The following is a 20709-nucleotide window of genomic DNA, read 5'->3' on the forward strand; positions in this document are numbered from 1 at the left end:
AACATTATGAATAATAAGAACATGTTTAACCGCAGGCGTTTTTTGACAGGGTCATCGACCCTGCTTGGTGCGTCAATGCTATCCACGCTGCCATCCATTGCTAATAGTGCGCTAAGCAAAGGTCAGCAAAACGTTGTCGTCAATAGTGATAAAGCCGATCATGTCGTCCCTATCTTGACGGGTAATGAGTTTGACCTTTACGTCAGCGAAAAGATGATTACGGTTAATGGTAAGTCAAGTATGGCGACGCTCATTAATGACTCATTGCCAGCGCCGACGCTTAAGATGCAAGAAGGCGATACGGTCATCATCCGTGTCCATAATCAACTGAATGAGTCGACCTCTATTCATTGGCACGGCTTGCTCGTTCCGTTCGAAATGGACGGCGTACCCGGCATTAGCTTCGATGGTATTCCGGCCAATAGTACATTTACTTATAAATTCAAGTTAGTGCAGTCAGGTACTTATTGGTATCACTCGCATACGGGCTTTCAAGAACAAACCGGTATGCGCGGCGCTATTGTCATTGAGCCGAAAGGACGCGAGCGTCATCCTATTGCAGAAGACCATGTCATTTTACTTAGTGATTGGACGCACCGTGATCCGCATAATTTATTGAAACTACTAAAGCAGCGTTCTGACTTTGATAACTATCATCTGCCAGACTTCAAAAAGCTGTTGTCCGATATTGCCGCCACAGATATGAAAACTGCTTTTGATAAGCGTAAAATGTGGAACAAGATGCGCATGATGCCGACAGACTTTACGGATCTGTCTGGTGAAAACACCTTTACCTACCTTATGAATGGCAAAACGACAGCCGCTAATTGGTCGCAACTGGTCAAAGCTGGACAGCCGGTCAAACTACGCTTCATTAATGGCTCGGCACAGACGATATTTGATGTGCGTATACCGGGTCTCAAAATGACCATCGTCTCAACGGATGGTAATGATGTCGCGCCTGTCGATGTTGATGATTTTCGTATTGGTGTTGCCGAGACTTATGATGTCATCGTTACGCCTACCAAAGATGCGCATACGATATTTGCTCAAAACATAGATCGTTCAGGTTTTGTTGCCACTACGCTTGCTACCAAAAAAGGGGCTCGTGCTGCGATACCAGCGATGGATAAAATCGAGTGGCTCACCATGGCAGATATGATGGGAGCTATGGGTGCGAATGGCTATGACGCCAAGCACGCCAAAACAGAATATGACTTTAAGTCCGATATGCGCGTAGATAGTCCGCGTACGAATATCGATGATCCAGGCATTAACCTGCGTAAGATTAATAGAAAAGTTTTGACTTATAGTCAATTGAACTCTGTCGGCGATGAAATAATGGCTGAACAGCGCAAACCTACCAGAGAGATTGAAATACATTTAACGGGTGCTATGGAACGCTATATTTGGGCCATGGATGGTGTTATGTTCAAGGACGCACCGCCAGTCAATATCAAGCCAAACGAGCGAGTGCGTATTACCTTAGTCAATGACACTATGATGAACCATCCTATGCACTTACATGGTATGTGGAGTGATGTGCGTGCGCCTAATGGTGATTTTCAGGTACGCAAGCATACCTTTGTGATGCAACCGGCACAGAAAATTAGCTTTGATGTGACAGGAGAGGCTGGTCGATGGGCATGGCATTGCCATCTGCTCTATCACATGGAAGCCGGTATGTTTAGAGAAGTTGCTGTTGTTTAATAAACCTTTGAATATGAGCCTTATTATGAAAAAATATAAAGTAGGTCTATCGTTTATTGGCATGTCATCTTTGCTACTACTAATGTCACCTTTAGCAAACGCTGCTGAGATGTCGAATATGGATCACAGTAGCATGGACATGTCCGGAATGGATATGTCAGGTATGGACATGTCGGGTGATATGTCAGGTATGGACATGTCGGGTGATATGTCAGGTATGGACATGTCGGGTGATATGTCAGAGATGGACATGTCGGGTGATATGTCAGAGATGGATCATAGCAAAATGGACATGTCGAATATGGATCACAGTGGTATGGATATGTCAGGCGATATGTCGGGCATGGACATGGCAGGTATGGATCATGGAAGTATGAGTATGGATACGGCTAGTATGCAAGGTGGCGATGCTCCAGCCGATGCTCGTAGTTCAGATTACTCTAATGGTGTTACCTATGGACAATATGATAAGCCGGTAATGATGGGTAGTGCACCATTATGGGGCGTGTCAGTAGGAACCTTAGGCTATCAGTTTGAGGACGATCAAATCGATTTTGAAGCTGAAGGATGGTATGGCACTGATAGCAATCGTGTCACTCTACGCAGTGAGGGTAGTGCCCAAACTGAAGGTGATAAAGAAATCGATAGTCTGACCTCGCTCGCTTACTGGAAGCCTCTCGGTATCTATTGGAACGGAGAAGCAGGTGTCGCTTATAATACTGAAAACGATAAGTCCGCAATCATGGCTGGCATTGTCGGTACAGCGCCGTACTTTGTTGAGACTGACGCTAGAGCCTACGTATATACTGATGGACAAGTCCAGCTTGATCTTGGTACAGCGTACGAGTGGCGCTTAGCTCAGCGTTGGATTGTCAGACCAGAAGTGCAGTTGACTGCTTTCAGTAAAGATGATACTGACAACGGTATTACTAAAGGTTTTAATGAGCTTGAAACTGAAGTTCGGTTAGCTTATGAAACCCTAAGTCGTCAATTATCACCCTACGTTGGTTTTAGTTATGCATCAGCCTTAGGGGATGCACGAGACTTACGCCGCCAAGAAAACGTAGCCGTTGACTCTAGTAGTGTAACCGCTGGCGTAATGTTCTGGTTCTAAATTATAAAATGTCCATTATACCAATATTGTTAAATTTAAAGAGGTCACATTATGAATACTGCTAACAATGCTGCTAACAATGGGAATATGAATCATCAAAGCCATCAACAGGGTATAAATCCTTATGTGAAGTTCACTTTGATGATATTAACATCCACAGTGGTGATGTTTATCATGATGTATTTTAATACCTATAAATTGGATCACGTCTATTTTAGTGAAACCCGAGCTTATATGGCATTGTATATGGGCGCTGTGATGGCCATTATTATGCTCGCCTTTATGAGCAATATGTATAAAAAAACCAAGATAAACTTGATGGTCTATGGGGTTAGTGTGGTGTTATTTGCCTTTGGTCTATGGGGTGTGCGCTCGCAGCAAACTGTCGACCAAGTAGATTGGATGCAGGCGATGATACCGCATCACTCGATTGCTATTTTGACCAGTGAGCGTGCCGATATAGAAGACCCACGGGTAAGAGAGTTGGCGGATGGCATTATCGAAGCACAAAAGCGTGAAATCGCTGAGATGCAAGCACTCATTACAGAGCTGGAGTAAAGACTTACAAGATTAATAGGTATTTTAAACTAAGAAAATAGAGATCTATCGAATAGTTACGGCTAATAATATAGGTCTCTTCACTCAAAGATCTTATCCACCGCAGATTTAAAATCCTACTCGTTAAAAAGGTAGTGAAAGGATAAATAGCCATGGAGCAAAACAGAGATACTCAGTATCAAAAAGATAGCCTAACACTAGCAGGAACAGTTATGCTAGGTACCGGTGTCATGATTGGCGCCGGTATTTTTGCATTGACTGGGCAGATGGCTCAGATGACAGGTTCACTTTTCCCCTTAGCATTTTTAGCCGCTGCAATCGTTGTGTCTTTTAGTGCCTACTCTTACATAAAAATCTCTAATGCCTACCCGTCGGCTGGCGGTGTCGCCATGTACTTACATCAGGCATACGGCGATCGTTTACCGACTGGCTTCAATGCTTTACTAATGTATTTTTCTATGGTTATAGCGCAAAGTTTTTTGGCTCGGACGTTCGGATCATATACGATGCAGTTGTTTGGTGGTGACGACAGCGGTCGCATGGTGTCCGTTCTTGGTGCTGCGCTTATTCTTGCTGCATTTTTGATTAACCTGCTCAGTAATCGTTGGATCCAAGGGGTCGCATCGTTTATTGGTATTCTGAAAATTGTCGGCATTCTCATTTTCGGATTGGTTGGTGTATGGCTGGCTGATAGCTTTGCAGTTGATTCTTCTACATTAGGTGACACTAATACTGTTGGTGACTTTCTTGGCGCAACGGCGCTAGGTATCCTAGCATTTAAGGGCTTTACCACGATTGCCAACAGTGGCTCGGAAGTAAAAAATCCTCATCGCAACGTCGGCCGTGCCATTGTAATATCAATCGCAATATGCGTAGTTATTTACACTCTAGTCGGTTTCGCGGTGTCTAGTAATCTATCTCTTGCTGAAATTATTGAAACCAAAGATTACTCTTTGGCTGCCGCCGCACGCCCAGCACTTGGCGACTATGGTCTATGGTTCACAGTAGCAATCGCAATGGTAGCTACCGCTGGTGGTCTCCTTGCTAGTATCTTTGCAGTCTCTCGTATGCTCGCTATGCTAACCGAAATGAAGCTGGTACCCCACCGTCATTTGGGGATGCCAGGCAGCGTTCAAAAACACACACTGGTCTATACCGTGGTGTTGGGTTTGGCTTTCACAACGTTATTTGATCTTTCACGAATTGCAGCGCTTGGCATTGTTTTCTATCTGATCATGGATATCGCTATCCACTGGGGTGTTCTAAGATACCTCCGTCAAGACATAAAAGCGGTGATGTGGGTACCTGTAGTGGCCATACTTCTTGATATCTTAGTCCTCGGTGGTTTTATCTGGATCAAACTACACTCAGATCCATTCGTGCTTGGCGTAGCAGTCGTTACTATCGTAGTGATTGCTGTGGCTGAGCAGGTTTATCTCAAGTCGTCAGCGAGGAGAAAGGCTATCGAAAAAGATGCACTTACACACCAACATTGACAATAACATTAAAGGATTTATAAAAAACTGTTTGGTTTAAAATTGCGTAGATTTAAGCGTCTACTTACTATCTTCAACAAGTGATTTCATGCAATACGATATTCATAAAGAGAACGGGGAAAGTAAGCCATGAATGAGTCATTTAATCACGCTGGAACTTGGGGTCTCGCACTAATTGTTATTGTGCTCATTTCTTGGTTCTTTTACCGTTATTTCGCACCAAAGAACTGGCGTGAATGGGCGGGTGCTGGTGTAGTTCAGGCTTTCATCATTGCACTTTACGCAGAAATGTATGGCTTTCCGCTCACTATATATTTATTAGTACGGTTTTTTGGTTTAGACAGCCAATATATCAGCGCCAGCTTATGGTCGACCCTTGTTGGTTTAGGTGAGACAGGCATGATGATCTCAATGCTACTCGGCTATGCTATTGCATTCTTAGGCGTTGGTCTTTTTGCTCAAGGGTGGCGCCAAGTCCATAAAGCACGGGGTGAGAACCGCTTGATGACGGAGGGGCTCTATGCCTATGTACGTCATCCTCAGTACACGGGGTTATTTATTGCGCTGTTCGGAGAAGGCATCGTGCATTGGCCAACGCTATTCTCAATCATTCTGTTTCCAGTTATTGTACTAGTTTACACATGGCTCGCTCGACGTGAGGAACAACAGATGCTCGAAGCATTTGGTGAAGACTACCTTGCCTATAAACGGCAAGTGCCAATGTTCATCCCCCGTTGGGGACGTTGGCGCCAGCTAGCTGCCGCCTCACAAGTTAAAAAGTGATGTCAACTCAGCATGAAAATTTAACTCACACCAAGTGTTTGTCGTTGAAATAGATAATCAAACGGTCGGTGAGCTAGCATGGAATGTGTTTTGCAAAACTAAGGAGAGTCAAGATGAACGAAGTGAATTCAAAAGCGAATACTCTAGGAATTGGCCCTGTGGGCAACAGTGTGTCTTTGTTTCTGCTTATCAGCTATCTCTTTTGCATAGGCTTTGGCCTACTTGCACCTGAGCAGATAAGTATGCATGAGGCTTGGGCACCGTTGCTACCGGGTTTTGAGTGGTTGACTTGGACAGGTTTTCTAATTGGGCTTGTAGAATCGTATCTTTACGGTTGGTATTTCGCAATCTTATTCGTGCCACTATATCGTTGGTTCGCAAAATAGTTCAAAGGCACTCGTATATGAATAGTCAGCAAATCTTTTCAATTTGAGCGAAAATGAATTGAAAAGTTAGAGTAATCACAGTTTAGAGTAAGGAGAAATAATAATGAATGGCATGATGAATGGGTCGATGAACGGCTCAATGATGCAGGGTATGGGCTGGGTTATGATGCTTATCTGTTTGTTATTCATCGTACTGTTTTTCGCAGTACTAGTATTAACTATCAAGGCTCTGCTCAAGTATTTGCGTGATAAAAACTAAGTTCCAATTAAAAAGTATAGAAATTACTTTTTAGAGGTTTTTAGATTAATAATTAGATGAATAGCAAGCGAGGGTTGATGATAGTGCTTTAAGAGCTGTACTTATTATCAATACTTATTGTCTTCAAGGAGTGGTTTTATGAAACATATTGCCGATGAAAAATCTATCAAAGGTGGTCAGTACGATAAAGTACCAGAAAATTATAGTGGTACGGTTTACACCTGTCCTATGCATCCAGAAGTAAGAGATGTCGAAAAAAGTGACTGCCCAATATGCGGGATGTTTCTTAAGCCTGAAGACGAGGTTGCTGAATCCGACAACAATAAAGATAGTCATGCGCATTGTCATGGAGCGGATGCTAATAATAGTAATGAGGCAAAACCTATCGAAGACGGCAAGTACGATAAAGTACCAGAAAATTATAGCGGTACAGTTTATATCTGTCCGATGCATCCTGAGGTTAGGGATACTGAAAAGAGCGATTGTCCGATATGCGGCATGTTCCTTAAACCTGAAGACGAGGTTGTTGATGAAGACAGTCATGCAAGTTGTCATGGTCATGGAGCGGATACTACTAACAGCACTGATGTAAAATCTATCAAAGGCGGTAAATACGACAAAGTTCCTGCTGATTATGATGGCACGGTCTACACTTGCCCTATGCACCCTGAAGTTAGAGATATTGAGAATAGCGGCTGTCCAATATGCGGCATGGCACTTGAGCCAGAAACGATCACCATTGGTGAAGAGGATACCTCAGAGCTTGACGATATGACTCGTCGCTTTTGGATCTGTACGGTACTCACTATACCGCTATTGATATATGTTATGAGCGGTATGTTTGGAGTTGACTTTAGTCAGTATGGTATACCTTCACAGGTTTTACAGTGGGCTGAGTTGGTGCTTGCGACCCCTGTAGTGCTTTGGGGCGCCGCACCATTTTTCGTTCGTGGCTGGCAGTCTATAAAAAGCCGCAATCTCAATATGTTTACCTTGATTGCGATAGGCGTAGGCGCAGCTTTTGGTTTCAGTCTGGTAGCAACCTTTCTGCCCGGTATTTTTCCAGACAGCTTTAGAGATGCTAACGGACAAGTCGGTGTCTACTATGAAGCAGCAGCTGTCATTGTAACCTTGGTATTACTGGGTCAAGTATTAGAGCTCAAAGCTAGAAGTCAAACTTCAGGTGCGATTCGAGCGTTACTTGAGCTAGCACCACCAACCGCAAGACGTGTGGAAGAAAATGGTGAAGAGATCGAAGTCTCGCTTGATGAGGTCGTCACTGGCGATAAGCTACGGGTTAAACCAGGTGAGAAGTTACCCGTAGATGGTACAGTGATCGACGGTAATAGTAATGTCGATGAATCAATGGTAACGGGTGAACCAATCCCTGTATCAAAAGTAGCAGGAGATACCGTGACTGGTGGTACGGTAAACGGCACCGGAACGCTATTGGTCGAAGCGGTCAATGTTGGAGCAGATTCGGTATTATCTAAAATTGTACAAATGGTTGCTGAAGCCCAGCGTAGCCGCGCACCTATACAGAAATTGGTAGATAAGGTGGCTGGGTGGTTCGTACCGATTGTGCTTATCTCCTCCGTCATTACCTTTATTGTCTGGGCGATATTCGGCCCTGAGCCCGCTATGGCCTATGCTTTGGTTAACGCGATTGCGGTACTGATTATTGCCTGTCCTTGCGCCCTTGGTTTGGCAACGCCGATGTCCATTATGGTTGGTACTGGCAAAGGCGCGCAAAACGGCGTCCTTATCAAAAATGCTGAAGCGCTTGAGAGTATGGAAAAAGTCGATACCATTGTCGTCGATAAGACCGGAACACTGACCGCTGGTAAGCCTGAGCTTACCGCAATTGATGCGCAGGTAGGTCAAGATGAAGACGAGTTTTTAGCCTTAGTAGCCGCAGTAGAAAGTGCAAGCGAGCATCCTTTAGCAGAAGCTATCGTGAGAGCGGCTCAAGAAAGATCACTCATTATTCCTAAAGCTACTGACTTTAATTCGACTACTGGCGAAGGCGTACAAGCCGTGGTCGATGGTAAGAAAGTCGCTATTGGTAACTCTAAGCTTATGGAAAGCCTAAATAGTTTTGATAGTGAGCTGTCCACCAAAGCTGATGTTCGTAGAAAAGACGGTGAAACGGTAATGTTTGTGGCTATAGATGGTAAAGCTGCTGGTATTATTTCAGTTGCTGACCCTATTAAACCAAGCACCAAAGAGGCGATTTCATTGCTTCATGACGCAGGTTTAAAAGTTGTGATGCTAACCGGTGACAACGAAAAAACTGCACAGGCAGTCGCTAATAAATTAGGTATTGATGAAGTTCATGCGGATGTCTCACCAGAGGACAAAAACCGTATTGTCAAAGAAATGCAAGACAGCGGTAAACTGGTAGCTATGGCGGGTGATGGTATTAACGACGCACCAGCGCTAGCGCAAGCTAATGTTGGTATCGCTATGGGAACGGGTACCGATGTGGCAATGGAGAGTGCGGGTATTACCCTGCTAAAAGGTGATTTAATGGGCATTGCAAAAGCTTATAAGCTTAGCCACGCCACCATGCGCAATATCAGACAGAACCTGTTTTTTGCCTTTATCTACAATGCACTTGGTGTTCCTATTGCCGCAGGTGTGCTGTATCCCATATTTGGGCTTCTGCTCAGTCCGATGATAGCAGCGGCAGCTATGAGCTTGTCATCATTCTCGGTGATCGCTAACGCACTTAGACTACGTCGGTTGGACTTGTAATGTGAATGTTAGGAGAAAATTGTCAAAACGTAATACCCAATACGGGTTTTATTAGAATTTAAAAATAAGGATATCGTTATGGGTAGTTTCTCTATTACACATTGGCTGATTTTGTTAGTAGTCGTAGTCGTTGTATTTGGTACTGCCAAGCTTAAAAACGCAGGTAAAGATTTAGGCGGTGCGGTAAAGGGTTTTAAAGAAGCGGTCAAAGATGAAGAAACCGAACACGCGCGTAAGAATCGGATGCTTGATCATGAAAAGAGTACGCCAACTTCAGATATCGACTTAAATACGCGTGTAGGTAATCAGGCTGATGATGTGGAAATCAGCCCTACCACTGAGGATAAGCATAAAGTGTAAAAAGTGTCATTAGCTGACGATACTCACTCGCCTATTAACTATTACATTTGACTGTTATGTTTGATATCGGATTTTCCGAGTTACTCTTATTCGGCATCATTGCCTTGATCGTATTGGGTCCAGAAAAACTGCCACAGGCTGCACGTACCGCTGGGCAATGGTATGCCAAATTGCGTCGTATGATATCCACCCTACAATCTGAAATAGAGTCTGAGCTTGATCTGACTGAAACACGAAAACAAATGCAAGATGAGCTAGCAAACATCCGTCAGACTGAGACAGATATGAAGCGTGAGCTGGCAAAGATGCGTGGTAATATACAAAAATTTGAAGACTCACAGAATCAACACTCAGATGAGCCACATCAGCCAGTCGCTCTTGATGAGCAAGATCATCAGCCCAATAGCGCCTCCTCCTTAACCAAACAGGAGGCAGATAAATGAATCTATTTAAACGACAAAAAAGCCGACAACAAAAGATAGCGGATACAGAACTTGAGGCGACAATAAACACGGCTGATAGTCATAAGTCTGATGATGTGCTGAGTGCACTTGGTGACATGCCTATTACGGCACACTTGATAGAGTTACGCGCCCATTTAATCAAGATATGCGTAGCAGTTTTAATTATATTTTTAGCGCTGGTAGGGTTTTCACGTGAGCTCTATACTCTTTTATCAGATCCTTTGGTTGCTCAGTTGCCTGCTAATTCGACTATGATTGCGACCGATATCACCTCGAACTTTATGGCACCTATTCGTTTGACAATTTTTGTCGCTGCATTTTTAGCGATGCCTTATATTTTGTATCAAATTTGGTCATTCGTTGCGTCTGGTCTTTATAAAAAAGAGAAAAAAATAGCCATTCCAGTATTACTGTCTTCAATATTTCTATTTTATACGGGTGTTGCCTTTGCCTACTTTATTGTACTCAAAAGCGTATTGAAGTTTTTTATCCTATTTGCGCCACAAAATGTCATACCTATGACCGATATTGATAGTTATTTGAGCTTCGCTCTCAAGTTATTTATGGTATTTGGCCTCACCTTTGAGATTCCAGTAGTTACTTTGTTATTGATATTAGTTGGGATCGTTTCTACTCAGAGTCTTGAGGATAAGCGTCGTTATATCATAGTCGGTTGTTTTGGGGTTGCAGCAGTAGTGACACCACCCGACGGGGTATCTATGCTATTGCTGGCAATTCCAATGTGGCTATTATTTGAGCTGGGTTTGTTTTTAGCAAAAGTATTGATTAAAGAGGAACCAAGTATTGATTTAACCTCAAAAAATGAAACATAAAAAAGTTACTAACCTCAAACGCCTCTGTTTTTACTATTCACTAAATATGTCAATGTGAGCACTCTACTTAGCGATGGAATTTAAATGGAAGAAATAATCGATAACAACAAAAATGACAGTCTTGCAAATCGACTTAACAAAGAATGTTACTGCATTACCCTCGATCGTAAAGCCCTCAATACAAGCCTTCACGATCAATTGGTAGAGACTAGAAACAATCCAATAGGAGCGAACGAGCTTAATAAGCTTTTTTCAGCAACACCAGTGTTCGTTCCCAAAACAGAGATAGAGGCGATGGAACGAATCGTCAGGGCTATCGAGTCAGCTGCCGAACTGCCATTGTATCAAGAGCAAGTGCTGTCGTGGGCACCAGAAATAGCTGCTTTCGACCCAGGTCCAATAGGGGCTCTCATGGGTTATGACTTTCACTTGGGTAGAGATGGACCTCAGCTCATCGAGGTCAATACCAATGCCGGCGGCGCATTTCTGAATGTGTTGCTCGCTCGCGCACAAAAACGCTGTTGCAACCCCTCAGAGCAAAGCGCTGCAACCAATCAAATGCTAGATAGGTTCGAGGAAGCCGTATTTGATATGTTCAAACAGGAATGGCAGCGACAATCCACTGTTGCTATGCCCAATCGGATAGCTATTGTAGATAATAATCCCAAGAGTCAGTTCATGTTCTTAGAGTTCCAATTGGCCTGTCAGCTGCTCCAAGCTAAAGGGATTGATACTGTAATACTAGACCCCTCTGAATTCGATTATGTCGACGGTGCGCTGATGGCCCATGGACAGAAAATCGATATGGTTTACAATCGATTGGTCGATTTCGCACTTGAGGAGCCTGACCATGCGCTGCTTAAGCAGGCATATCTAGAGGATGCTGTGGTGGTAACACCCAATCCTCATGTACATGCTATGTTGGCCAACAAACACAACTTAACCTTACTATCCGATGCGCAGACATTGCATGCTTGGGGGCTAGATGACGCTGCAGTTGAATATCTAGAAAATTCTGTACCAAAGACACGAATAGTTGCAAGAGATGATGCAGCAGAGTTGTGGCGTACTCGACGAGACCTGTTTTTTAAGCCAGTGGCTGGTTATGGAAGCAAAGGCGTCTATCGCGGCAGTAAACTGACTCGACGCGTTTTTGAGAACATACTGGATGAGGGTTATATTGCACAGACTTTTGTGCCTGCAACAGAGCGAGCGCTAAAAATTGATGATACCGTAATGACGAGAAAGGTGGACATACGTCTTTATACGTATGGTGGACAACTGCTGCTACCTGCTGCGCGTGTTTATCAAGGCCAAGCTACTAACTTCCGTACGCCAGGCGGTGGATTCGCGCCCGTCTTTCAGGTGTGATTATTTGGGTTTGGCTTTTTAAGTAACTTTGAGCAACATTTACTATATGAATTGTTCTGTATGCTAATGTAACAATCAAAGCATCATGCTGAACTGGGAAAATGATGATCCAAACCGTTATTTATTACTTCTTGCATTGAAATAATTACTATAGCCGATTATCCCATCCTAGAATGAGTTAACACATTTAGGACGGGACAGATACTAAATAAAAGGGATACGTTATCTTATGACGCGAAACGAACATAAATTTTTCTGACTTATTGTGCTTACGTTGTACTTACGCCGAGAGAAAGAAAAAACTACTGTTGATAGTTAGAGCGTGATAATCTGTGCTGTTCCTTCGACTATAACATAGCTTCCTTGAAGAGGGTGAAAAGTGGTTCTGGCAATTATAATGGCAGCGATTTTGATTGCTGTCTGTACAGCAATACATTACGGCGTATTAAAATTTTCGTCACAGTTTGTGACGCCGTCGCATCATCCGGGACACTGCCTTGGGGTCACAGTTGCTTCAATCGTACTGGCTCATATCCTTGAGGCACTGCTTTATGCGGCTGGGTTCTGGGTTGCTGTGCATAACTTTCAGGTTGGCGACCTGGTCTCGTCCTCACCCAACGGCAGTGCCCCCCTTAACTTTATGGACTACTTTTACTTCTCGCTAGTTAACTACACAACGCTTGGGCGAGGTGACCTCATGCCTGACGGTCATCTTCGATTTATGACCGCGATGGAGGCCTTTCATGGTTTCCTATTGATTACAGTGTCCGGAACCTTTGTGCTTCAGATCATGAGTGGTCAAAAACCCCTTTCAAATTAGCTAAACACCCTCTCAACGATATATCGCACAGTGCTTCATACCTCATGTCAGGGTATGGATATTGCCTATTCCGAAAGAGCTTTGAGAGAGTATGGTTATCGCTTTACTCGATCTACTCGCATTCGGTACGCTTCGAAACCAGCCACCCAAGAAACATCCACTTGATAGTGTAGATCAATACTATCGGGACCACCACCCACTGAGCAAGCGGCAACACACCTGTGCCAAGCAGCGGCATTTTAGGCATAAGATCACTATAGCTCCACCTCTGACCGGCTCCAGTTGCCCAATACTCAAAGATTATGGTCACAATCAGGCCAACGGCAAAGTACATTAATAAAGTCGATAGACGCCATGGCTTTGTGATCCAGAACCAGTCTCTTGTAAACAGTGCCGCAAGCGCGTAAGCACTAAAAGCAATATTAGCATCACCGACAGTTGCCCGTGTACAAAGCTCGATTACCTGCCAATGGCTCGCATCAGGCATGTCAGCAAAGAAGGGGACTTGTGCCATTTCCCAAAAAAAATGTAGAAAGAAGCTTACCCCCCAAATCATTAAAGTAAGCACAGCTGACGCTACTACTCGATGCGATTGGCTTACTAAAATCATAATACCTCCAAAAATATCCATAGCAATAAATACAGCTCTATGCTCAATTGATTTTCGTTACCAGACCGAGATACTATTTATTAGTGTCTCCCAATGCTAAATTAGCATGTTACTTGATGCGCATATTTATCACAGTTAGGTGACTAATTCCCATATATTAGACGATGGGTTCGCGCATTTTTTCAGGTGTGATTGTCCTTTGTCACCAGCGCACTGTTTAAAACATTATCTTGAATTGGAAAAAACGATGATTCAGACCATTATCCATTATTTTCTGCATTTTGGCATGCCGCTGATTATCGCTTATCTATTTTTTCGTGACGACTATAAGCGCGTCTACCTCATACTCTTGGCAACCATGCTAGTAGATTTAGATCATCTGCTAGCCACGCCTATTTTCTCGCCCAATCGCTGTAGTATTAACTTCCATCCGTTGCATACTTATTATGCGATGGCAGTATATGTGGCTATGCTATTTTTACCTAAGCCTTATAAAATCATTGGTTTAGGATTATTATTACATATGCTAACCGATTTAAATGATTGCGTGATGACCTATCTTAATTGTCCACAGTGCTTGATTGAGGCGCCTGCCCGTAAGTTGGTAGCAGGGTTTGTCAGAGCTTCTAAGTTTTGAAGCTACTAAGTCTTGAAGCTACTTTAGGCGGTGTTGTTTAACTCCTTTCTTATGAACCAGTCTCCTTAGAAGTTTGCACAGAAGGCATACATACCTCGCTATTCAAACTTTAATTTTCTAACATTCGTCCCAAAAAATTTAACTATTCTGATGTAAATGACTACATTGTAGCGGTCTGCTATAAGTAACTTATAAGTAAAATTATAGAATGAAAATGACCGCTTCTATTTAAGAATACCCAAGATAGTCTGCCTGATAGCAACATAGATATCACATCAAATAACTCTCGCAAAAGGTAGACATGTCATTAAAACCTAGATAAATTATCGTATTTCGGTAATTAAGAAAATATTAGCGTGAAGGCATCAAATCAAAATTTATATTTAAGCTTAAGTTTAATTGCCAGTACCTTTTCTTTACAGCGTCTGCCGAGGAGAGTAAATCATGTCAGGTCATGATCGTCATAGTATTGAAAGCAAATCAGCATGGACTGTTTTTCTTATTTTTCTTAGATTGGGTCTAACCTCATTTGGTGGCCCCGTCGCTCATTTAGGATATTTTCGTGATGAATTCGTGATACGACGAAAGTGGCTAACGGAGAATAGCTATGCTGACTTGGTGGCACTTTGTCAATTTTTACCAGGACCAGCAAGTAGCCAAGTTGGCATTGCCATAGGGCTATCTCGAGCAGGATATACCGGCGCTCTTGCTGCTTGGACTGGGTTTACCTTGCCCTCTGCCATAGCGCTTATCCTATTTGCTATGGGTATTACCAGTTATGGGGATATTATTCCCTCTGGCGTACTGCATGGTTTGAAAGTAGCGGCGGTGGCGGTAGTTGCACAAGCGGTATGGGGTATGGGACGAAATCTTTGTACTGATGTTGCACGAGTCTCTATCATGGCGCTGGCTGCCTGTTTTGTACTGCTAGTTCCCTCAGCATTAGGTCAAGTAAGCGTCATTGCTAGTGCCGCCATTATTGGGCTGGTATTGTTCAAACCTGATAAGGTGATTGCTCATGATCCTCTTCCTATTACTGTCAAACGTCGGACTGGATTTTTTTGGTTATTCTCATTTTTCTCATTACTTATTGGCTTACCGCTGCTGACCGCATTGTATCCAAGCCAAACACTTTCCATGGTAGATACCTTCTTTCGAGCAGGATCATTAGTATTTGGTGGTGGGCATGTAGTACTGCCACTGTTACAAGCTGAGGTTATACCAGCAGGTTGGATTAGTAACGATACTTTCTTGGCAGGTTACGGAGCCACGCAAGCCGTTCCGGGACCTTTATTCACTTTCTCTGCATTTCTTGGGAGTTCGATGAACCAAGCGCCCAGTGGTTGGTTAGGTGGTATGATTTGCTTAATAGCCATCTTTGCGCCATCATTTTTGTTGGTTATGGGTGCCCTACCATTTTGGGAAAGTCTACGCCAAAATCTGCGGACACGAGCTGCTCTGTCGGGCATCAATGCAGCAGTCGTCGGTTTGCTACTGGCAGCGCTGTACCAGCCTGTATGGACAAGCGCTGTTCTTGAAGCAAAAGATTTTGGTTTAGCATTGGTTGCCCTAGTTGCCTTGATGTTCTGGAAATTACCTGCTTGGCTGGTGGTGATGAGTTGCGGAGCCGCTGGTTGGTTACTAACACTATGATGTGGGCATTAAGGCAGTAATTAAAGGGGGCTATTAAGGTGATGATGAGCTTATCATCAGTATCCGTAATTGGTAACGCGTTAAGATTGCGTCGGTTGGATCTATAAAATATAGAGACTGTTTAGCATTCACAAATAGGCGGGACTGATGCGGACTCAGTTATCGCTAGCAGGCTCAATAGTATTGAGCCAAACATCCCTTGTCTTAAGCAAATAACCTTATCTTAAAATCGTCTATCTAGATTTTGGTGGTACAGAATAAGTGCCAACCACATGAGCCACCAAGTCGCTAGAGCCTTCTGAATAAAGAGAAACCTCGCCTACGATTAACGTGCGCCCTACTTTCATCAACGTGCAGTCGGCGATGATACGGGCTTCTGCTGAGGGTTTACGCAAAAAGTTGATGGTCAGGTTCGTTGTCACTGTCAGCGGTACAATACCAATTTTCCCCAGTATCGCCACATAGATGGCTACATCAGCAATACTCATTAACACTGGCCCCGAGACTGTGCCACCAGGTCGCAGCTCATTGATACCTATCTCGTGCGACAAGGTCGAACCCTTATCATCTACTGCCTCAACCCTGCATTTGGTTTGTGGAAACTCTGCCGTCATAAAGGCGACGATTTCTTCTTTGCTTGCAGACATACCTATTCCTCGGTTTTGATTATTTTCACTACCGACGCCAGCTCTTTGCTTGAGTAAGCACTGTCATAAACAGTGATAGCATAACTGATATTATCAGCCGCATCTATAGTCATTCCACTATAAAAGTATTACAGCGTTAACCTCGCTTGAAGTATCACATATACATCTACACTCGGTTGCCTTGTACTACTTCTAAATTGAATCGACTATATGCCAACTCCTTTCATTTATGAGCCACTTTCACTGACAATCAATCGATAAACAGGATTATTAGCGTAATATATATGTTAATGATTATCATTAACATATATAATGTCGTTCAACGATTATTTGAATTTTTGGCTTGGATGACATGTTATGGCTCAACCACTTGCTCAGTACGATATTGATAAAACACCGTTAGACATGGCTGACAAAGACCAGTTTATAAATCATGTCAATGAAGAGCATCAAGATGAACTCGCTATGTTTATCAATGCCTTTACTAGCACGACAGTGAGTGAGCATGATATCGCCTCGATAAAAGAGCTATATACGGATGTGGGATATTAATGGATGTCACAACCACCAATCATAACAACGGTGCTTTAGCAAATACCACTACTCTCAGCAGTCAATATTTTATCAATTTTACGGCGCCGATTAGTGAGTCGATGACGCTACAAGAGCAATATATAACGCTATTGCAAACCTCTGCCAATAAGCTTGGTAAGCGTACGATCAAGCTTCAAGAGCAGCACTTTACTATCCTCAACAGCTACTACGCCAGCCCCAACATGTATCGACTGCTGGTAACCGCACCCGATAGTACGCCACTCTCTCATCCGGGCTACGCGTATTTGTTTGAGCTGAATTCGGACGGTCTATCTGCTACGAAGCACCAGTCAAAAGACCATTCAAGAGATAGTGACAAACCTTTGCAGCGCTACTATACCTTACGAAAAGCATGGCGAGATTCGAGCAGCTCGTCCGTCCAAGCGTGGATAGATGTCTACATTCACGGCGACACGGCAGGAGGCAGTTGGGCGCGCGCACTTAACTGTGGCAGTCAAATCAAAACAGTACGTGAATATCCAGAGAAAATAGAACATCTCAGCACTGGTCAGTGCTTACTCATCTGTGATGAAACCTCCTTGCCTACGGTGGCCAATCTATTGGAAAACTGGCAGAATCCATTGCCACCTCTAATCATTGCCATCACTAATGATCCAGAGGACATCCGTTATTTACACACGTTAACGCTCAGTCATCAACTGCGCCATGATTCGCATTTTTTGCAAGATAATTTGTGCCATCTCATTAATACCCCAACGACTGATATTACTGAGCAAATAGTGGCATTATTAAATACACAATTTGCGCGACTGCCTGTCAATATTGACAAGGTATGGGGCGCGCTGGAGGCAGCAGATATCAAATCATTGCGACAGCAACTAAAGGCAAATCTTGGATTATCACGTCAGGATATGGTCATTAAAGTCTACTGGCGTGCGCAATAATCATTATGTTTTTTGTAAATGGTATTTTCTATAAACAGCAAGCATTTAATAAATAATAGGCATTTAGCCACTTACTAACCACTTGTGCTGACTTCTAAATTGAGCTAATAACAATCGTTGCTGCTGGTGTAGCGCGACTAATCAACATAGTGTAATTAATCAACTTTAGACGACTTACTACTTTGCCTAACGAAAACGTACACTTAATACGATAAAAATATATTGAGATTTAATCCAGTAATATATTGTAATGAAAATGATTATCATTATAATAAGCATTTAACCTATATGCTGGAAATATTCATGCAACTGTCTCGCTTATATTCTGCTTTATTTCGCCCTAATCTCTTGAGTATCTCTCGCCATCCATTTTCACTAAAATCACTGTGCTCATCTTGTCTGTCCACATCGGTAATATTACTGGGTGCGAGTCAAGCTGCGTGGGCACAAACAGAGGCAAGTACTGATGCCCAAGCAGATACCCAGGCAGATACCCCAAGTGTGGTACTCGATACGATTGTCGTGACCAGTAGCGCCGATGCGTCAGCCGATGGCTTACCAGGTGCCTATGAAGGGGGTCAAGTAGCGACAGGAAGCCGCGTCGGAATCTTGGGCAATCAAGACATCATGGATACGCCGTTCTCCACTACCTCATATACCAATGAATATATCAGCAATCAACAAGCGCAAAGTGTGGGCGACTTGCTCAAAAAAGACCCGACTGTTCGTGTCGCCAGAGGCTTTGGCAACTTTCAAGAAGCCTACTTTATGCGCGGCTTTATCACAACCTCTGATGACACCATGTATAACGGTCTATACGGCATATTACCAAGACAGTATATCGCTACTGAATTATTCGAGCGTGTTGAAGTTCAGCGCGGGGCATCAGCCATGCTCAATGGCGCAGCACCAAGTGGTGGTAATGCCGGTGGTACAATTAACCTGCTACCCAAACGAGCTGGCAATGACCCGCTACGTAAGGTGACACTCGGTTATGGTCAGGGCGATCAAGGCAAAGTTGCCGTAGACGTCAGTGATCGCTTTGGTACTAATGATGCGTTTGGCATGCGCTTTAATGCCGCTTATCAAGATGGCGACAGCGCGATTGATGATGAATCTTCAACACTGGGTCTGGCAGCGTTAGGATTAGATTATAGAGGCGATCAGTATCGACTATCAGCAGATTTGGGCTGGCAAGACAATAAGCTTAAAGAGACCCGTCCTAGTGTCACACTTGCTGGTGTTTCTAGAGTACCAAAAGCACCAGACGGCTCAAAGAATTGGGCGCAGCCTTGGACGTATTCAGATGAAGAAGATGTCTTTGGTACCATTCGAGGAGAATATGATTTTACTGATAATATTACCGCTTATGGTGCTTACGGTGTGCGAAGTGGTGAGGAAGAAAACTCACTGGCCAATCTAACCGTCAACAATGTTGATGGTGCAGGTACGTTTTATCGCTTTGATAATTCTAGAAAAGATTTGGTACAAAGTGCTGAGCTCGGTCTGCGTGGTAAATGGCAAACAGGTGAAGTGGCTCATAATTGGGTACTAGCAGCGGATCTCTATGACCAAGAAGAAAAAGGGGCGTTCGCCTATGATTTTGGTAATCAACCCGCGACCAATTTATATCGCCCTATTGACTACGCTGAGGTCCCTTTTACAAGCACAGCAATCTTCGGTGGTAACTTAGACGATCCAAAACTAACCAACGAGAAGCAATTCCAAAGCTTTGCGCTAGCCGATACCATATCATTGTTCGATGACAAACTAAAAACCACTTTAGGCGTGCGTCATCAGAATTTAAAAACCACCAGCTATGATCCTAACACTCAGGCTAAAACGGCAGATTACGATAAAAGTGAGTGGACACCAAGTATCGGTATCGTCTATCAACCGAGCATGGACTGGTCTGTTTATGGCAACTATATCGAAAGCCTAGCGCCAGGCGCAAGGGCACCTCTGACTAATAATGGTGGTGCTGTCACCAATGGTGGTCAAAATTTAAACCCTTATGTAAGTGAGCAAACTGAGGTTGGCGTTAAGTATGACAATGGTCTGATTGGCAGTAGTTTGGCGGTATTCCGCACTGATGAGCCGCGTGCTTATGTCAATGACTCAAACACCTTTACCGCTGCTGGAGAAAATCGCCATCAAGGGGTAGAATTGACTGTATTTGGTAGCCCGAGCGAAAACATGCGCTTCAATGCTGGTGTTACTTACTTAAATGCTGAGCAAAAAAACACGGGCGATGTGACGTTCGACGGCAACCGAGTCATCGGACTGCCCACGCTACAAAGCAACGTCAACCTAGAATATGATTTAGCAGCAGTTGAAGGATTGACGGTGACCGGTGATATCATTCACACAGGCGCACGTTATGCCGATGCCGCCAATAGCTTAAAAGTCGACGGTTATACCACGCTAGATCTAGGTGCTCGCTACAAAACCATGCTTGCTGGACAAGACGTGACGCTAAAAGGCGTGGTTACTAACGTGACAGGAGAGGACTATTGGCAATCAGTGGGTGGTTATGCGGGTGCTGGGTATTTAAATGCCAGTGAGCCTACTGCCCTAAAAGTATCAGCGACTTTCGACTTTTAAGACCTGCCCATTAAACCATGTTTATAAGACTTAGATAAAAGGGATTAGGCACAACCTACTCCCTTTTATACTACCTAGATTCAAATAAGAAGTGCAACGTTTTAAAAGAATGAGTTGAAGAGTAAGATGTGCCGTGTTGCATTTCAAA

20 protein-coding genes are annotated in these 20709 nt (G+C 43.6%); 18 read left to right on the forward strand and 2 right to left on the reverse strand.

Annotated features, from left to right (window positions below):
* The first annotated feature begins 6 nt into the window (after positions 1 to 6).
* The 13 genes from AAEY80_RS11775 (at position 7) to AAEY80_RS11835 (ending at position 12911) form a co-directional block, all read left to right on the forward strand.
* Positions 7 to 1710, forward strand: coding sequence for a copper resistance system multicopper oxidase (locus AAEY80_RS11775; protein WP_201577598.1), 1704 nt, complete (start codon positions 7 to 9; stop codon positions 1708 to 1710).
* A gap of 25 nt (positions 1711 to 1735) precedes the next feature.
* Positions 1736 to 2824 (forward strand): copper resistance protein B, encoded by a 1089-nt coding sequence (locus AAEY80_RS11780; protein WP_350588365.1) that lies wholly within the window; start codon positions 1736 to 1738, stop codon positions 2822 to 2824.
* 51 nt (positions 2825 to 2875) lie between these two features.
* The gene (locus AAEY80_RS11785) at positions 2876 to 3382 is read left to right on the forward strand and encodes a DUF305 domain-containing protein (protein WP_350588366.1); all 507 of its coding nucleotides are present in this window, start codon (positions 2876 to 2878) and stop codon (positions 3380 to 3382) included.
* 152 nt (positions 3383 to 3534) lie between these two features.
* Positions 3535 to 4878: an APC family permease gene (locus AAEY80_RS11790; RefSeq protein WP_350588367.1), complete on the forward strand. Its 1344-nt coding sequence runs from the start codon at positions 3535 to 3537 to the stop codon at positions 4876 to 4878.
* 129 nt (positions 4879 to 5007) lie between these two features.
* A complete protein-coding gene (locus AAEY80_RS11795; protein ID WP_350588368.1) occupies positions 5008 to 5661 on the forward strand; it encodes a methyltransferase family protein in 654 nt (217 codons plus the stop codon).
* A gap of 113 nt (positions 5662 to 5774) precedes the next feature.
* Positions 5775 to 6047 (forward strand): DUF5676 family membrane protein, encoded by a 273-nt coding sequence (locus AAEY80_RS11800; RefSeq protein WP_350588369.1) that lies wholly within the window; start codon positions 5775 to 5777, stop codon positions 6045 to 6047.
* A 103-nt stretch (positions 6048 to 6150) separates the two neighbouring features.
* Complete coding sequence (locus AAEY80_RS11805) at positions 6151 to 6306, forward strand: hypothetical protein (protein ID WP_350588370.1); 156 nt, start codon at positions 6151 to 6153, stop codon at positions 6304 to 6306.
* Positions 6307 to 6444: 138 nt separating this feature from the next.
* A complete protein-coding gene (locus AAEY80_RS11810) occupies positions 6445 to 9063 on the forward strand; it encodes a copper-transporting P-type ATPase (protein ID WP_350588371.1) in 2619 nt (872 codons plus the stop codon).
* Between the two features lie 78 nt (positions 9064 to 9141).
* Entirely contained in the window at positions 9142 to 9423 is a 282-nt protein-coding gene (gene tatA / locus AAEY80_RS11815; protein ID WP_025653153.1) for a Sec-independent protein translocase subunit TatA, read from the forward strand.
* 56 nt (positions 9424 to 9479) lie between these two features.
* Complete coding sequence (gene tatB, locus AAEY80_RS11820) at positions 9480 to 9866, forward strand: Sec-independent protein translocase protein TatB (RefSeq protein WP_025653152.1); 387 nt, start codon at positions 9480 to 9482, stop codon at positions 9864 to 9866.
* On the forward strand, positions 9863 to 10720 hold the full coding sequence (gene tatC / locus AAEY80_RS11825; protein WP_350588372.1) for a twin-arginine translocase subunit TatC: 858 nt from the start codon (positions 9863 to 9865) through the stop codon (positions 10718 to 10720). The genes tatB and tatC overlap by 4 nt, the downstream gene beginning before the upstream one ends.
* 294 nt (positions 10721 to 11014) lie before the next feature.
* On the forward strand, positions 11015 to 12091 hold the full coding sequence (locus AAEY80_RS11830) for an ATP-grasp domain-containing protein (protein ID WP_350588373.1): 1077 nt from the start codon (positions 11015 to 11017) through the stop codon (positions 12089 to 12091).
* Positions 12092 to 12488: 397 nt separating this feature from the next.
* Positions 12489 to 12911: an ion channel gene (locus AAEY80_RS11835; protein ID WP_350588374.1), complete on the forward strand. Its 423-nt coding sequence runs from the start codon at positions 12489 to 12491 to the stop codon at positions 12909 to 12911.
* A gap of 112 nt (positions 12912 to 13023) precedes the next feature.
* Here AAEY80_RS11835 and AAEY80_RS11840 read toward each other — a convergent pair whose 3' ends face one another.
* A complete protein-coding gene (locus AAEY80_RS11840) occupies positions 13024 to 13521 on the reverse strand; it encodes a hypothetical protein (RefSeq protein WP_350588375.1) in 498 nt (165 codons plus the stop codon).
* Between the two features lie 247 nt (positions 13522 to 13768).
* Here AAEY80_RS11840 and AAEY80_RS11845 point away from each other — a divergent pair, with 247 nt between their 5' ends.
* Positions 13769 to 14158: a DUF6122 family protein gene (locus AAEY80_RS11845; protein ID WP_350588376.1), complete on the forward strand. Its 390-nt coding sequence runs from the start codon at positions 13769 to 13771 to the stop codon at positions 14156 to 14158.
* A 444-nt stretch (positions 14159 to 14602) separates the two neighbouring features.
* Positions 14603 to 15811 (forward strand): chromate efflux transporter, encoded by a 1209-nt coding sequence (gene chrA, locus AAEY80_RS11850; RefSeq protein WP_350588377.1) that lies wholly within the window; start codon positions 14603 to 14605, stop codon positions 15809 to 15811.
* Positions 15812 to 16044: 233 nt separating this feature from the next.
* Here chrA and AAEY80_RS11855 read toward each other — a convergent pair whose 3' ends face one another.
* Positions 16045 to 16458: a PaaI family thioesterase gene (locus AAEY80_RS11855; RefSeq protein ID WP_350588378.1), complete on the reverse strand. Its 414-nt coding sequence runs from the start codon at positions 16456 to 16458 to the stop codon at positions 16045 to 16047.
* Positions 16459 to 16815: 357 nt separating this feature from the next.
* Between AAEY80_RS11855 and AAEY80_RS11860 the strand changes: the two genes are divergently transcribed.
* The 3 genes from AAEY80_RS11860 (at position 16816) to AAEY80_RS11870 (ending at position 20561) form a co-directional block, all read left to right on the forward strand.
* Entirely contained in the window at positions 16816 to 17010 is a 195-nt protein-coding gene (locus tag AAEY80_RS11860) for a hypothetical protein (protein ID WP_201582219.1), read from the forward strand.
* The gene (locus AAEY80_RS11865) at positions 17010 to 17957 is read left to right on the forward strand and encodes a siderophore-interacting protein (protein ID WP_201582220.1); all 948 of its coding nucleotides are present in this window, start codon (positions 17010 to 17012) and stop codon (positions 17955 to 17957) included. The genes AAEY80_RS11860 and AAEY80_RS11865 overlap by 1 nt, the downstream gene beginning before the upstream one ends.
* Positions 17958 to 18260: 303 nt before the next feature.
* Entirely contained in the window at positions 18261 to 20561 is a 2301-nt protein-coding gene (locus tag AAEY80_RS11870) for a TonB-dependent receptor (protein ID WP_350588379.1), read from the forward strand.
* Positions 20562 to 20709 lie beyond the last annotated feature (148 nt).

Source organism: Psychrobacter sp. 78a-MNA-CIBAN-0178, from assembly GCF_040309625.1.
GTDB classification, from domain to species: domain Bacteria; phylum Pseudomonadota; class Gammaproteobacteria; order Pseudomonadales; family Moraxellaceae; genus Psychrobacter; species Psychrobacter okhotskensis.

Excerpts from the sequence above, each read along its gene's own strand:
- AAEY80_RS11775 (WP_201577598.1), top strand. The coding sequence starts at position 7 with ATGAATAATAAGAACATGTTTAACCGCAGGCGTTTTTTGACAGGGTCA.
- AAEY80_RS11780 (WP_350588365.1), top strand. The coding sequence starts at position 1,736 with ATGAAAAAATATAAAGTAGGTCTATCGTTTATTGGCATGTCATCTTTG.
- AAEY80_RS11785 (WP_350588366.1), top strand. The coding sequence starts at position 2,876 with ATGAATACTGCTAACAATGCTGCTAACAATGGGAATATGAATCATCAA.
- AAEY80_RS11790 (WP_350588367.1), top strand. The coding sequence starts at position 3,535 with ATGGAGCAAAACAGAGATACTCAGTATCAAAAAGATAGCCTAACACTA.
- AAEY80_RS11795 (WP_350588368.1), top strand. The coding sequence starts at position 5,008 with ATGAATGAGTCATTTAATCACGCTGGAACTTGGGGTCTCGCACTAATT.
- AAEY80_RS11800 (WP_350588369.1), top strand. The coding sequence starts at position 5,775 with ATGAACGAAGTGAATTCAAAAGCGAATACTCTAGGAATTGGCCCTGTG.
- AAEY80_RS11805 (WP_350588370.1), top strand. The coding sequence starts at position 6,151 with ATGAATGGCATGATGAATGGGTCGATGAACGGCTCAATGATGCAGGGT.
- AAEY80_RS11810 (WP_350588371.1), top strand. The coding sequence starts at position 6,445 with ATGAAACATATTGCCGATGAAAAATCTATCAAAGGTGGTCAGTACGAT.
- tatA (WP_025653153.1), top strand. The coding sequence starts at position 9,142 with ATGGGTAGTTTCTCTATTACACATTGGCTGATTTTGTTAGTAGTCGTA.
- tatB (WP_025653152.1), top strand. The coding sequence starts at position 9,480 with ATGTTTGATATCGGATTTTCCGAGTTACTCTTATTCGGCATCATTGCC.
- tatC (WP_350588372.1), top strand. The coding sequence starts at position 9,863 with ATGAATCTATTTAAACGACAAAAAAGCCGACAACAAAAGATAGCGGAT.
- AAEY80_RS11830 (WP_350588373.1), top strand. The coding sequence starts at position 11,015 with ATGGAACGAATCGTCAGGGCTATCGAGTCAGCTGCCGAACTGCCATTG.
- AAEY80_RS11835 (WP_350588374.1), top strand. The coding sequence starts at position 12,489 with ATGGCAGCGATTTTGATTGCTGTCTGTACAGCAATACATTACGGCGTA.
- AAEY80_RS11840 (WP_350588375.1), bottom strand. The coding sequence starts at position 13,521 with ATGATTTTAGTAAGCCAATCGCATCGAGTAGTAGCGTCAGCTGTGCTT.
- AAEY80_RS11845 (WP_350588376.1), top strand. The coding sequence starts at position 13,769 with ATGATTCAGACCATTATCCATTATTTTCTGCATTTTGGCATGCCGCTG.
- chrA (WP_350588377.1), top strand. The coding sequence starts at position 14,603 with ATGTCAGGTCATGATCGTCATAGTATTGAAAGCAAATCAGCATGGACT.
- AAEY80_RS11855 (WP_350588378.1), bottom strand. The coding sequence starts at position 16,458 with ATGTCTGCAAGCAAAGAAGAAATCGTCGCCTTTATGACGGCAGAGTTT.
- AAEY80_RS11860 (WP_201582219.1), top strand. The coding sequence starts at position 16,816 with ATGGCTCAACCACTTGCTCAGTACGATATTGATAAAACACCGTTAGAC.
- AAEY80_RS11865 (WP_201582220.1), top strand. The coding sequence starts at position 17,010 with ATGGATGTCACAACCACCAATCATAACAACGGTGCTTTAGCAAATACC.
- AAEY80_RS11870 (WP_350588379.1), top strand. The coding sequence starts at position 18,261 with ATGCAACTGTCTCGCTTATATTCTGCTTTATTTCGCCCTAATCTCTTG.